This window comes from Bacillus sp. ABR, from assembly GCF_056172715.1.
The window spans coordinates 347,358-360,772 of sequence record NZ_JAOYSL010000002.1 but is presented as its reverse complement, the minus strand read 5'-3'; the positions used below and the strand labels follow the sequence as shown (position 1 = coordinate 360,772).

Here is a 13,415-nt window from a genome sequence, read left to right as displayed (position 1 = left end):
ACTGAGCATGATTATGATTTTTCCATATTTCACTTAACATCACCTCACCTCTTCATATCCTGACCAAATCCTACATTTTTATGTAAGTTTTAAGAAGTACAAATGTCACACAAAAAAATATTGAATATGGCGAAAGAATGAGAAAATGGAAGAATTTTCTCGCAATTGTTCTTGTTTAAGAACAAAATGAACTAATTTGACGTTTTGGGTTTTATAGGTATTTCCTTATACTGTATATAATCGTTCTTTTTAAAGAACAACCGTTCAAGGAGTTGAAGGGATTAATGAAACAGTCGCTCTTTGTCCTTTTTTGTGCCATTTGTTTGATGTTGACATCTTTCCTCATGACACCAACGAATGCCTCTTTTAACGATGTCGAGCACAAAAATTTTGTTATGAAAACATGTGAAAACTTTGAACAGACAGATCAGCATTGTCAGCCTAAAAAATGGGATCAAAGTCAATTGGAGCTTGTCGATCAAACGATGATCGAAGGAACAGTCTGCGCACCTCAAAGGCTGAGCATGACACTAAAAAATAGTGGACAGCCTATTGCGTACTCTGAATGGAAGTGGGAATTACATAAAGTGGGAAATGGTCAGGAGCCATTACAAGATGGTCATATTCTTGAAAAGGGCTCCATAAAGTCCCTATTGTCGCAAGAAACAGCGACTGTCACGACAGATAAAGCAAAAACAAATGGAATCTATGCATTTAAAATCTTTTATCCTAAAGGATTTGGCGCATCTGATCAGCCGTACTTTTGGTCTAAACAGATGGTGCTCTCAAAGTGTCAAGAAAAGGCGTCCTAAATGGAGCTGTCTTTTAAAGTGAAAAAATGATATGCGAAGGGGAGAAGGGGTCATGAAAAAATGGATGAAGATGTCTGGGAGTATTCTTTATGTGGTGGTGTTCACGGTGATGATAGCCTCAATTATTGTCGTGTTGTCATCAAGAACAACAGGAGGAGAACCTCAGATTTTCGGTTATCAATTGAAGCAAGTATTATCAGGTTCGATGGAACCAGAATTTTCAGCTGGGTCACTGATTGTTGTAAAGCAGGTCGCCTCACCTGAGACGCTCAAAAAAGGAGATATTATTACGTTCCAAACAAAACAGGATCAGTCCTTTGTGACCCACCGAATTGTTGGGGTGAAAGGAAAGGATGCAAATAAAGCGTTTGAGACGAAGGGTGACAATAATATGTATCAGGACGGCACGCTGGTAAAAGCGGATCAGGTGACTGCGCAGTATATGGGAGTGAACATTCCTTATGCAGGAAAGCTTCTTTCGTATGCAGGGACATCAGCTGGAACTGCTTTGCTCCTTATTATACCGGGTGTCATGCTGCTTGTTTATTCAACTATTCATTTTGTGGGCGCAGCGAAACACCGTAGACACACGGCTGATGTACATATGTCAGAGGAACAAGCTTAAATCGTTTGTAACCTAATCAGGTTTCAATAAAACAAAATATTAGGGGGTTTATTATTCATGGCAATGAAGAAATCAATTCGTTTAGGTGTATTATCAGGGGCTTTAGGTCTTGCATTAATCGGCGGGGGAACATGGGCGGCGTTTAATGATTTTGAAAAGGCAAATGCGGTCTACTCGACAGGAGAGCTGGATTTATCTGCTAAAGAGAACTCCGGCGCCATCAACCTTTCGAACTTAAAACCTGGTGATCGGATCAAGAAAGAATTTCATTTTGATAATAAGGGATCACTAGCGATAAACCAAGTGCTGATGAGTCTTGATTATAGCCAGTTTACAGATGGATCTTCCGCGAAGAATGGCGGTAAGAATACAGCTGAAGAATTTCTCAGTCAGTTTCAGGTGAGTGTTCTGACGGTTGGAGCCGAAGGTGGAAATGGTTATCCGAAAAACATTATTTTAGACCATGCAAACCTGCTTGACTTGCATCAATTAACGTCAAAACAGGATCAGACCGCATTTGAAAAGCTTCGTCATGCCGTCGATGAGAAGTTTTTACATGAAAGTGGGAAAATTAATGTAGCAACTGTTGATGGAACAGTGGCTCCAGAGTATGACGGCATTCCAAAGAATCCGTTTGATTACGATAAAGTGGAAATGACCATTGAATTTATCAATGACCAGACGAAGGATAAAGCTGGTCACTATATCCAAAATAAATACCAAGGCGATGCGATTCAAATTGATCTTTCCTTCGAAGCGACTCAGTGGAATGGTTTAACGATCAATCCAAAAAAGCATACGGATGAAAAAGGCTACGTGAAAGAAAACGAAAAAGCACACAGCGAAGATAAAAAATAAAGCCAGTCTTTAGGCTGATATCAAGATCTGCATAGCAATTGGAGGAGTATGCGCTAAAACGTGCGCTTTACTCCTCTTCTTGCTTTTTTCTCCAGATTTGATAATCTAAAAATTCACGAAATTGCTTTTTCGAAACCCCTGATGTCATTGCATCTCGAACTAGTTTTTCCCATTCACTATCTAATTGACCATCGTATTCGGTTTCATCTTTTTCGTTTAAAAGTGTATGAACCGAGACGTCCAGAACAGCGGAGACTTTTTCAAGAAATTGAATGGAGGGGTTTGTTTGCAAGTTTCTTTCTATTGAGCTTAAATAAGACTTCGCTACCCCAGCCTTTTCGGCCAGTTCTGATAGTGAGTAGCCTTTTTCATTGCGGTATTGTTTAATACGCTGGCCAATCAATGTCATCACCTTCCTTTCGATATTATAGCACATTCAGAAAGGTTTGATAGAATGACTTCTTACCAGAGGGGGAGACTCAGAGGACTTTTCATTTGATTTGAGGAAATGACGGACTTCTTCAACTGTTAGTCCTGCCTTGCGAGCTTCACGTAATAATTGAACCCATTCACTGTCTAATTTGTTCGTTTTCTTTTCCATACAAATACCCTCCTAAAATACTGAATCATGTATTTCAGGCACTTAACGCATGAAATGGAAAGACATAGGTGGTAAGACCTCATAGTTTGCTTGCGTCATGTTTCCGCCCAATACAAACAGACAAACTTAGCTTTAGACTGATCGAAAATTGTAAGTCACATAAAAGGGGAGGGGACTATGGGTCAACCTCCTCTTTTTTGCTGTAAGTAAAAAAGTCCGCCATTTTCAATCGTAAGACTGATTTTTGGTTCGTATAAAGTTTTGAGTGCTTGCCTTTCTATTTCATATTCTACAGATGTGTCTGAAGTCCCTTCATAAAATTGGTTTAAAAGTTCGGAGTCTTCTTTCCATTTTTGAACGGCTCGCACTGCCCAGTCGTCCGGCTCCTCATGGGCATAACGCTCCATAAGGCTGTAGAGCCGTTTGATTCCGCTTTCTGGCTTAATCATTGTACTCATCGTAAAACAATAATCGGGAATTTGAGACGACAGCTCACGAGCTTCCAGCTTTTCTTGAAATTGTTCAATGACTTCTCCGCGTATAAGATGGAGTCCTAATGATAAAAGCTTATCCTTCTTCCGGTCTGCAAGGTAAGAAATTTTTACATTGAGACCAAGCCATGGCTCAAGTGCGATTTGATTGTTCGTGAGCGGGCTGACTCGTTCATAAAGCCGGATAAAACGGCCCTGTTGTTTGACCGCCTCAAATATTTGAAATAACCGGGGGGAGCCGAAATGGATGAATTCACCACTGACCGTATCACCCGCTTTTTTTTGATCTGTGATGAAAGTCAATTGCCGCGGTTCAGGTACACCGCCAGTTTTTTCAAGCCAGTGCCAATAAAAAGGACGGTTCATAATCAATTTATCCATTTCGATTGTCAGCTGTACGGTCATATGTCCTGCACTTTCTTCTAATATGCTGCATTGATTCGCCTTGAAAAAACGGAGAAGAAAGGTGTGAATGTCATGCTGCTCCATTGATCAACTCTCCTTTATGAGCCCTGCTGTCTCTTTTCTAAAAGTGGTGTTTGTGCTTCAGTTAAATAAGAAGCAAATTGGGTTAATTTCTTTTTCATGTCTCCATCAGATTCATGCTGGAAGAGAATTTGATGCAACTCTGTTTCGACTTCTTCAATATCAATTCTCGTTAAAATATCATCTAAATCGCCTATGACGTTTTCGAACAGCTGAATTTTTTCATATAAAAGCTTTAAAATATGCTCTTCAACTGTTCCGTTTGTTGCCATATTGTAAATGTGGACATCTCGTTCTTGGCCAAGGCGGTGGATACGTCCGATTCTCTGTTCTAAACGCATCGGGTTCCACGGGAGGTCGTAGTTAATGATTTGATTACAAAACTGAAGGTTGATCCCTTCGCCGCCAGCTTCTGTAGCAATTAACACTTGCGCCCGTTCTCTAAATAAATCTTTCATCCAATCTTTTTTACCCCGCTTAAAGCCGCCACGAAATGGCACGGAGCTAATGCCATTTTGCTGTAGAAACCATTGTAAATAAATTTGTGTTGCGCGGTATTCGGTGAAAATAATGACTTTTTCATTTAACTGTTGAATGAGTTTGACCACTTCAAGCGCCTTTGAGTTTTGCTCCACTTGATTGATTTTCTCCATGATTTGCGCTATAGCAGAAGAGCCGAGAATATGCTTTTCTTCTTCCTGCATTTTTTTAATCGTCATATAAACTGCCTCACGGCTTGAACAGCATTCTCGTTCCAAGGTCATAATGGAAAACATATGCTTTGTATAAGACGGATTCTCTTTCAGCTTGCAGATTTCATCATACAATGCTTGTTCTGTCGGAGAAAAATCAATGGAAATCGTTTTGACATGTCGTTTTGTCCACTCGATGCCTGTGTCTTGTCTTCGGTTTCGAATCATCACTTTATTGACGAGCTGTTTTAATCGGTCATGGTCTTCAAGCTGCAAGTCCTTTTTGGCAAAGATATCTTTAAATTGATGTTCATTTCCTAGGTGGCCCGGCTTCAGAAGGGAAACGAGATTAAATATTTCTCCGATCCGGTTTTGAATAGGTGTCGCTGTCAGCAGCAGACAGAACTTCTTATTCAGGTTTCTCACAAATTCATAGTTTTTCGTTTTATTGTTTTTCAGTTTGTGTGCTTCATCGATAATGACCATATCGTAGGCAATCGATAAAATCGTGTCTCGATGCGGCTGTCTTTTGGCTGTGTCAATGGAAGAAACGACAACGTCGCACTGCTCCCACACATAGCTCTTTTTTTGTTCAACAGCATCAATATAAAATTTCGTCCGCAGCTCCTGTACCCACTGAGATACAAGGGAGGCGGGGACGAGAATAAGAATCTTTTTGGCAAGTCCACGAATCATGTATTCTTTGATAATGAGTCCTGCTTCTACGGTTTTCCCTAGGCCCACTTCATCTGCTAGAATGGCTTTCCCATTCATTTCTTCTACGACTCTTCTGGCTACTTCGAGCTGGTGCTGTAAAGGTGTGAATGCAGGCAGGTGCGCAGGAGCTTGCAGTCCCTCGAATGAATCAATGGCTGTGACTTTTTGAACCTGCGTCGCTAATCGATACATATCCCAGTTCGCCCAGGGGCCGTCTGATGAAAGCCGCTGCTGAAATTCATTTGTCCATTCCTGATCAAAAATCGTTTGAATATTCAATGTGGTCGCCTGCCTTTCTAGTAGGATCTGATAAATTGTTCTGTTTTTAAACGCTTCATTTTTTAAGAGGTCTCTAAAAGACTAGATATATGAATAAAAGCGAACGATATCGAAAGGTTATTTTAAAAATGTTAATGATTTTTCTGTTGCTCTCCATCCATTTCTAATGGTAGGATGTTGATAAGTGATCTAGAAAATAAGTCACCCATTTTGATAGTATGTCCAATAAATGTGAAAAATATGAGCGGATGATGGTATGGGGAGAGACTTGGCGGTTATTTTGCACTGGCAGGCGCCGAAGGAGCAAGCTGAATGATTCAGTGAATCTCTCAGGCAAAAGTACTCTTACCGGACGCAACTCTGGAGAGTGTTTGCTGATCGTTTTAGCAAACCACCAAAGGGGAAAACGCACAATGATGTTGTGCTGTAAACTTTCAGGTGCAAGGACAGAGACTTCTTTTTGATAAAAGGGAGCGCTCTGTCCTTTTTTGCTGTGATTTTTTTCTGAAAATTCAGCTTGCATTTGCACTAAAAAAAGGGGGAAACGATTGATGTTGAAACGAACACCGCTTTTTCATGCGTATGAAACGTTTGGCGCAAAAACCATTGACTTCGGGGGCTGGGAATTACCTGTCCAATTTTCTTCCATTAAAGAAGAACATGAAGCTGTTCGAACAAAAGCAGGGCTTTTTGATGTGTCTCACATGGGTGAGGTGGACGTCAAAGGTCAAGATGCCCTTCCTTTTTTACAAAGGTTATTAACCAATGATGTGTCTAAGCTGACAGACGGTAAGGCACTATATACAGCCATGTGTTATGAAGATGGCGGAACGGTAGATGACCTGCTCGTCTACCAAAAAGAAAAGAACCACTATTTACTTGTCATCAACGCATCAAATATCGATAAAGACGTGGATTGGCTTTTGAAGCACCAAGAGAAGGATGACGTATTGATCAAAAATATATCTGATCAAACCGCCTTGCTAGCGCTTCAAGGACCTCTTGCAGCTGACATCATCAAAGAGGTGGCGGATGAAGAGGTGACATCGCTTAAACCATTTACGTTTTTATCAAAAGCTGAGGTCGCAAATAAAGAAGTGCTCGTTTCCAGAACAGGCTACACAGGGGAAGATGGCTTTGAAATCTACTGCCAGTCAGAAGATGCGGTCCACCTTTGGTCCGCTTTATTAGAAGCGGGGCAGCCAAAAGGATTAATACCGTGCGGACTCGGTGCACGTGATACCTTGAGATTTGAAGCAAGGCTTCCGCTTTATGGCCAGGAGCTGACAAAGGATATTTCTCCATTAGAAGGCGGAATTGGTTTTGCTGTCAAAACGGATAAAGAAGCTGATTTTATCGGAAAAGCAGCACTTAAAAAACAAAAAGAAGAGGGACTGAAGCGAAAGCTTGTCGGCATTGAAATGATTGAAAAAGGGATTCCGCGTACAGATTATCCAGTCTTTTCAGGAGAAAAGCAGGTTGGGTTTGTCACAACGGGCACTCAATCCCCAACATTAAAGAAAAATGTCGGGCTTGCTTTGATCGAAACCTCAGAAGCGGAGCTTGGGGCAGAGGTGGAAGTACAGGTTCGCAAAAAGCGTCTAAAAGCCAAAATCGTCACAACACCATTTTATAAAAGAACCAAATAACGAGGGGGAATAGAGGATGAAGCACAGATATTTGCCGCAAACAGAGCAAGATCAGAAAGAAATGCTGGATGTCATCGGCGTTCAGTCGATTGATGAGCTTTTTTCAGATATCCCAGAGAAGGTGAGATTCAAAGGAGCATACAACATCAAAGAAGCCGCATCTGAAACAGCGCTTGTCAGGGAATTATCCCGGCTAGCTGCAAAGAATAAGGATACAGTTTCCTATGCATCGTTTCTTGGTGCTGGTGTATATGATCATTACCAGCCTGTCATTGTCGATCATGTTATCTCACGCTCTGAATTTTATACAGCGTATACACCTTATCAGCCGGAGATTTCACAAGGTGAATTGCAAGCGATCTTTGAATTTCAAACAATGATTGCTGAGCTGACTGGTATGGATCTAGCCAATTCCTCAATGTATGATGGCGGGACGGCACTAGCAGAAGCGGCAATGCTTGCTGCGGGACACACAAAGAAGAAAAAAGTGGTGGTTTCTGAAACGGTTCACCCTGAATCAAGAGCGGTGCTGAAAACATACGCCAAAGGACAAAACATTGAAGTTGTTGAAGTGCCTGCGAAAAAAGGGCAGACAGATTTAGCTGCACTGGAAAAGGCCGTCTGCGATGATACAGCAGCAGTTCTCGTGCAATATCCAAACTTTTTTGGTGTCGTCGAGCCGTTAAAAGACATTGAACCCATTGCACATAAAGGAAAAAGCCTGTTCATTGTCTCTAGCAATCCCCTCGCACTCGGGCTATTGACGCCGCCTGGTAAACTTGGGGCAGACATTGTCGTTGGTGATGCGCAGCCGTTCGGTATCCCTGCGGCATTTGGCGGACCTCACTGCGGATATTTTGCTGTGACGAAAAAGTTGATGAGAAAAGTGCCAGGTCGTTTAGTCGGGCAGACAGAAGATGAAAATGGTGTTCGTGGATTTGTCCTGACTCTTCAAGCGCGTGAGCAGCACATTCGAAGAGATAAAGCGACGTCAAATATTTGCTCGAACCAAGCATTAAATGCGCTAGCTGCTTCTGTTGCCATGACGGCACTAGGGAAAACAGGCATAAAAGACATCGCCTATCAAAACGTGCAAAAAGCCCATTATGCCAAGACGCAGGCAGAAAAATATGGACTGCAGGCGGATGTAGAAGGGGCTCATTTTAATGAATTTGTGATCAAGTTACAGGAGCCTGTGAAAGAAGCCAATAAACGATTGCTTGAAAAAGGAATCATCGGCGGCTACGACTTAGGGCTAGACTACCCAGAGCTTGAGCAGCACATGCTTGTAGCCGTGACAGAGCTGAGAACAAAAGAAGAAATTGATACGTTTATCAAGGAATTGGGGGATCGCCATGAATAAACAAGATCAGCCGCTTATTTTTGAATTATCTAAAGAAGGAAGAATTGGGTACAGCCTGCCTGATTTAGATGTACCTGAACAGGAGATCCCGTCTTTATTTGATAAGACGTACATCCGTGATGAGGATGCTGAGCTCCCTGAAGTATCTGAGCTTGATATTATGCGTCATTATACAGCATTATCAAGACGCAATCATGGGGTCGATTCTGGATTTTATCCTCTTGGCTCTTGTACGATGAAATATAATCCAAAGATTAATGAAAAGGTTGCACGCCTTGCAGGTTTCTCGCAGGTCCATCCACTACAGGAGGCAGACACTGTACAAGGTGCATTGGAATTACTATACGATCTAGGTGAACATCTTGAAGAAATTACGGGGATGGACGCTGTGACATTACAGCCTGCGGCAGGAGCACATGGCGAGTGGACGGGACTCATGATGATCCGTGCGTACCATGAAGCAAGAGGAGATCATCAGCGTACAAAAGTCATTGTGCCTGATTCTGCTCATGGAACGAACCCGGCATCTGCGACAGTCGCTGGATTTGAAACCATTACTGTCGCATCTGATGAAAACGGGCTTGTTGATTTAGAAGATTTACGCCGCGTTGTTAATGAAGAAACAGCTGCTTTAATGCTTACAAACCCGAATACACTTGGCCTCTTTGAAGAAAACATTTTAGAAATGGCTGAAATCGTTCATGGAGCTGGCGGTAAACTTTATTATGACGGAGCCAACTTGAATGCGGTTTTAAGTAGAGCAAGACCAGGAGATATGGGATTTGATGTTGTCCACTTAAATCTTCATAAAACCTTTACAGGCCCACACGGAGGCGGAGGTCCTGGTTCAGGTCCAGTTGGCGTTAAAAAAGATTTAATTCCGTATTTGCCAAAGCCGGTGCTTGTAAAGAAGGAAGGTCGTTTTTACTTTGAATATGACCGTCCGGAATCAATCGGGCGCGTGAAGCCATTCTATGGCAACTTTGGCATTAACGTCAGAGCCTATGCGTACATCCGCTCTATGGGGCCAGACGGCTTAAAGGCTGTAACCGATAATGCCGTGTTAAATGCGAACTATATGATGCGCCGCTTAAGTGCTCATTATGATTTGCCGTTTGATCGTCACTGTAAGCATGAATTTGTCCTTTCAGGTAAACGTCAGAAAAAATTAGGTGTGCGGACACTGGATATTGCCAAACGATTACTTGATTTCGGCTACCATCCGCCAACGATCTACTTCCCGCTCAATGTAGAGGAATGTATCATGATTGAACCGACCGAAACAGAATCAAAAGAAACACTTGATGCATTCATCGAAGCAATGATTCAAATTGCGAAAGAAGCAGAAGAGAATCCTGAAGTGGTGCAGGAAGCGCCGCATACAACCGTCGTGAAACGTATGGACGAAACAAAGGCCGCTCGGAATCCCGTTCTCGTTTTTGAAAGAAAATAAAGAAAAAAGACTCAGGGGGAATCATGCTCCCAGAGTCTTTTTTGTTAGTTCTTCGTTTTAATGCGGCCGCCCCATTTTTTAAAGCCGCCTTTTAAATTATAAATCTCACGGCAGCCATTTTTACGTAAAGTTTGGGCTGCTTTTCCACTTCTGAAATTATTTTGACAATAGAGATAAACAGGCTTGTCAGGACGTATTTCATTTTTGCGCTGCTTTAGTTGGGAAAGAGGGATATTTCTTGCCCCTAAAATATGTCCGCCTTCAAACTCATTTGGCTCTCTCACATCAATGAGCTGGGCTTTGCGGTAACCTTTAATAAATTCTGCTTCCGTCAGCGTTTTCATAATGCGCTGCTGATAAATGTAGCTGCCGATGGAATAAAGAACAAAAAGTCCACAAAGTGAGAGGACGATATAGTTGAACATTGACAATACAACTCGACTCCTTCTTGAGCATCAGCACAGTAGCCTGTCTGATGGTACGTTTTAGACAAATACTATTATAGTAAAGCATAAGAAACTTGTCATCATAAATGGTAAGAATTATTTTCAATTCCGTTCCTATTTGATAGACTGATGAAGAGAGAAAACCGGTGGTCACCACCATCATCTAACATTGACTACGTAAAAGAGAAGGGATTTTATATGCAAAAAGAGAAATGGTGTTTCATTGATTCAGGAAACCAAGACCCTGCCTTTAACATGGCAATGGACGAAGCCTTGCTTTATTGGCATAGTGAGAAGCTCATTCCGCCTGTTATCCGCTTTTATGGATGGGATCCGGCGACATTATCTGTTGGGTATTTTCAGAACGTTGAAAAAGAAATCAACCTAGAAGCTGTCAAGCGCTATGGTCTTGGATTTGTCCGCAGACCAACCGGAGGACGAGGAGTACTACATGACCAGGAGCTGACCTACAGCGTGATTGTGTCAGAGGAACATCCAGAAATGCCAGCAACGGTGACAGAGGCGTACCGTGTCATTTCAGAAGGCATTTTAGAAGGCTTTAAAGAGCTGGGACTCGATGCGTATTTTGCCATTCCTCGTACAGATAAAGAAAAGGAAAGCTTAAAGAACCCAAGATCTTCTGTATGCTTTGATGCCCCTTCTTGGTACGAGCTTGTTGTAGAAGGCAGAAAGGTAGCGGGCAGTGCTCAGACGAGACAAAAAGGTGTTATCCTCCAGCATGGATCTATTTTAATTGACCTTGATGAGGATAAATTATTCGATTTGTTCCTTTATCCTAACGACCGGGTAAGAGAGCGGATGCAGCGAAGCTTTAAAAACAAAGCGGTTGCCATCAATGAAATCTCAGACCGAACTTGTACGATAGACGATGCGCGTGTTGCGTTTAAAAGAGGATTTGAAAAAGGATTAAATATTGAGCTTGAACCTTATGAGCTGACAGATGAAGAATTAGCGTTTGTCCATCATCTCGCCAAAACGAAATATGCCTCAGATGATTGGAATTACAAGCGTTAAGACGATGGACACTCCTTGTTTTTTAATGAACGATGGTGTAGAATTGGGTTGATTATTAAGTAAAGGTGCATTATGGAGGGGTTTTATGACTACACCTAGTATGGAAGATTACATTGAACAAATTTATATGCTGATAGAAGAAAAAGGATATGCCAGAGTCTCTGATATTGCAGAAGCACTCGCTGTCCATCCCTCCTCTGTAACAAAAATGGTTCAGAAGCTAGATAAAGATGAATACCTCATTTATGAGAAGTATCGTGGTCTAATTTTAACCCCGAAAGGCAAAAAAATTGGAAAACGTCTCGTATACAGACATGAACTGCTGGAGCAATTTTTAAGAATCATTGGTGTAGATGAAGAGAAAATTTATGATGATGTAGAAGGCATTGAACATCATCTCAGCTGGAACAGCATTGACCGCATCGGCGATCTCGTTCAATTTTTTGAAGAAAACGATGAGCGATCTGTTCAGCTGAAAGCGATTCAAAAGAAAAACGAACAAACAAATCAAGAATCTTAATCAAAAAGGACACCCTTAGCATGGGTGTCCTTTTTGATTAAAGTTCTAATTGAAAGCAAATGCTCCTACACTATTATTAGCGTGAAATCAAAGGGGGCTCCTTGATGAAGATAGATGGTGTGTTCTCAGGTGGAGGCATTAAGGGGGCAGCGCTTGCTGGTGCCTATGAAGCGCTTGAAGCGAGAGGATTTCAATTTGTCCGTCTTGCTGGTACAAGTGCTGGAGCAATCATTGCTTCACTCATCGCAGCAGGTTTTACAAGCCAGGAAATTCGGGAGCTTTTAGATGAAATGGATGAGCATCAATTGCTTGATAGAAGATGTCAATTCATCCCGTTTAAAATGCTTAGGTGGGTATCCATTTACTGGCGTCTTGGTCTTTATAAAGGAGACCGGCTGGAAAAATGGCTGACTGATGTGCTAAAACGAAAAGGGGTCACCGTGTTTGGAGACCTCAAAAAAGATTCGCTGAAAATTGTTGCGTCCGATTTAACGAATGGAAAAATCCTCGTACTGCCAGACGACCTTCCTTCATATGGCTTGAATCCAGAGCGGTTTTCCGTGGCGAGGGCCATTCGAATGAGCTGCAGCCTGCCGTATTTTTTCGAACCTGTCAAACTGAAGTCTTCAAAAGGCATTTGTACCATTGTAGATGGAGGAGTGCTTAGCAATTTTCCAATTTGGCTGTTTGCTGAAGAGAAAAAAAGACCGTTCGTCGGTGTCACATTAACGCCAAACGAAAAAGAACGCCCACAACACTCCATCCGCAATGCGTTTGAACTGTTTGGCGCTCTTTTTGAAACGATGCGTGGTGCTCATGACGAAAGACATATCGCCACAAAACACGAACGTCATATTATTTTTATTCCTGTAGAACACGTCATTGCCACTGATTTTCAACTCATGACAGAAAAGAAAAAGGCGCTCGTCGATCTAGGTAGACAGAAGGCCGAGCAATTTTTAAAAAGCTGGACATTTTAAAATAAGGCGCGATTCTTCTTTTTGTTTTTCTTGCCTTCAATCACAGTCAAATGTGTTTGGCTTTTCTTTTTGAGAAGGACGGGCTTAGACTTGTGGTCAGTCGGCACGCTTCGCAAATGAGTGACCCGATTTTTCATCTGGCTTTTCGTTTTTGGTTTAGGCTGCTGGTAGCGACGTTTTGATTGTTTTACTGCTTTGCGATAAAGATTGCCTTCTGTTCCAGTTCTTCGATTCATCAGCCATCTAAATAGGAAAAATAGGGCCGCTCCAATGATCACAACAGACAGCAGCATTGTAAAAAGTCTGCCTGGGTTCGTTGTGAGTAAGTACACAAATCCCAAAACACCTAAAGCGAAAATAATGGTAAAAGCAGGATGTACTCGGCGATTCATAACTGTCCACCTCCGA

The 13,415-nt window shown here is 42.0% G+C and carries 15 protein-coding genes and 2 riboswitches; of the genes, 9 read left to right on the top strand and 6 right to left on the bottom strand.

From position 1 onward, the window contains the following. Positions 1-284 precede the first annotated feature (284 nt). From tapA to tasA, 3 genes are read left to right on the top strand one after another with little or no spacing between them, the layout of a single operon-like run. Positions 285-812: an amyloid fiber anchoring/assembly protein TapA gene (gene tapA / locus OIT90_RS07195; RefSeq protein WP_216431073.1), complete on the top strand. Its 528-nt coding sequence runs from the start codon at positions 285-287 to the stop codon at positions 810-812. Between the two features lie 52 nt (positions 813-864). Beyond that, positions 865-1,437 (top strand): signal peptidase I SipW, encoded by a 573-nt coding sequence (gene sipW, locus OIT90_RS07190; RefSeq protein WP_047202287.1) that lies wholly within the window; start codon positions 865-867, stop codon positions 1,435-1,437. 57 nt (positions 1,438-1,494) lie between these two features. Continuing rightward, positions 1,495-2,295: a biofilm matrix protein TasA gene (tasA, locus tag OIT90_RS07185; protein WP_039179929.1), complete on the top strand. Its 801-nt coding sequence runs from the start codon at positions 1,495-1,497 to the stop codon at positions 2,293-2,295. A 67-nt stretch (positions 2,296-2,362) separates the two neighbouring features. Here tasA and sinR read toward each other — a convergent pair whose 3' ends face one another. The 4 genes from sinR to OIT90_RS07165 all read right to left on the bottom strand — a co-directional run bounded on the left by sinR (position 2,363) and on the right by OIT90_RS07165 (position 5,561). Next, the gene (gene sinR, locus OIT90_RS07180; protein WP_024422969.1) at positions 2,363-2,698 is read right to left on the bottom strand and encodes a transcriptional regulator SinR; all 336 of its coding nucleotides are present in this window, start codon (positions 2,696-2,698) and stop codon (positions 2,363-2,365) included. A gap of 33 nt (positions 2,699-2,731) precedes the next feature. After that, positions 2,732-2,896 carry an anti-repressor SinI family protein gene (locus tag OIT90_RS07175; RefSeq protein ID WP_073206269.1) on the bottom strand — a complete coding sequence of 55 codons (165 nt, stop codon included), beginning with the start codon at positions 2,894-2,896 and terminating at the stop codon, positions 2,732-2,734. A gap of 182 nt (positions 2,897-3,078) precedes the next feature. Beyond that, positions 3,079-3,876 (bottom strand): YqhG family protein, encoded by a 798-nt coding sequence (locus OIT90_RS07170; protein ID WP_039179926.1) that lies wholly within the window; start codon positions 3,874-3,876, stop codon positions 3,079-3,081. A 14-nt stretch (positions 3,877-3,890) separates the two neighbouring features. Then, a complete protein-coding gene (locus tag OIT90_RS07165; RefSeq protein WP_126681602.1) occupies positions 3,891-5,561 on the bottom strand; it encodes a DEAD/DEAH box helicase in 1,671 nt (556 codons plus the stop codon). A 248-nt stretch (positions 5,562-5,809) separates the two neighbouring features. Then, positions 5,810-5,916, top strand: a riboswitch (glycine riboswitch). 3 nt (positions 5,917-5,919) lie between these two features. Continuing rightward, a riboswitch (glycine riboswitch) is annotated at positions 5,920-6,013 on the top strand. A gap of 99 nt (positions 6,014-6,112) precedes the next feature. Between OIT90_RS07165 and gcvT the strand changes: the two genes are divergently transcribed. From gcvT to gcvPB, 3 genes are read left to right on the top strand one after another with little or no spacing between them, the layout of a single operon-like run. Continuing rightward, a complete protein-coding gene (gcvT, locus tag OIT90_RS07160) occupies positions 6,113-7,210 on the top strand; it encodes a glycine cleavage system aminomethyltransferase GcvT (RefSeq protein WP_039179920.1) in 1,098 nt (365 codons plus the stop codon). A gap of 16 nt (positions 7,211-7,226) precedes the next feature. Further along, complete coding sequence (gene gcvPA / locus OIT90_RS07155; protein WP_041086157.1) at positions 7,227-8,573, top strand: aminomethyl-transferring glycine dehydrogenase subunit GcvPA; 1,347 nt, start codon at positions 7,227-7,229, stop codon at positions 8,571-8,573. After that, positions 8,566-10,026, top strand: coding sequence for an aminomethyl-transferring glycine dehydrogenase subunit GcvPB (gene gcvPB, locus OIT90_RS07150; RefSeq protein ID WP_039179914.1), 1,461 nt, complete (start codon positions 8,566-8,568; stop codon positions 10,024-10,026). Before gcvPA ends, gcvPB begins: the two co-directional genes overlap by 8 nt. A gap of 44 nt (positions 10,027-10,070) precedes the next feature. On the opposite strand, the gene OIT90_RS07145 is transcribed toward gcvPB, so the two are convergent. Continuing rightward, positions 10,071-10,451 (bottom strand): rhodanese-like domain-containing protein, encoded by a 381-nt coding sequence (locus tag OIT90_RS07145; protein WP_039183198.1) that lies wholly within the window; start codon positions 10,449-10,451, stop codon positions 10,071-10,073. Positions 10,452-10,670: 219 nt separating this feature from the next. Here OIT90_RS07145 and OIT90_RS07140 point away from each other — a divergent pair, with 219 nt between their 5' ends. From OIT90_RS07140 to OIT90_RS07130, 3 genes are all read left to right on the top strand, one after another. Further along, positions 10,671-11,507: a lipoate--protein ligase family protein gene (locus OIT90_RS07140; protein WP_039179911.1), complete on the top strand. Its 837-nt coding sequence runs from the start codon at positions 10,671-10,673 to the stop codon at positions 11,505-11,507. An 85-nt stretch (positions 11,508-11,592) separates the two neighbouring features. After that, a complete protein-coding gene (gene mntR, locus OIT90_RS07135) occupies positions 11,593-12,027 on the top strand; it encodes a transcriptional regulator MntR (protein ID WP_003215946.1) in 435 nt (144 codons plus the stop codon). Positions 12,028-12,131: 104 nt separating this feature from the next. Next, on the top strand, positions 12,132-13,007 hold the full coding sequence (locus tag OIT90_RS07130) for a patatin-like phospholipase family protein (RefSeq protein ID WP_047202281.1): 876 nt from the start codon (positions 12,132-12,134) through the stop codon (positions 13,005-13,007). Here the strand turns inward: OIT90_RS07130 and OIT90_RS07125 are convergent. Continuing rightward, positions 13,004-13,399 (bottom strand): SA1362 family protein, encoded by a 396-nt coding sequence (locus tag OIT90_RS07125; RefSeq protein WP_039179905.1) that lies wholly within the window; start codon positions 13,397-13,399, stop codon positions 13,004-13,006. The genes OIT90_RS07130 and OIT90_RS07125 overlap by 4 nt on opposite strands. Positions 13,400-13,415 lie beyond the last annotated feature (16 nt).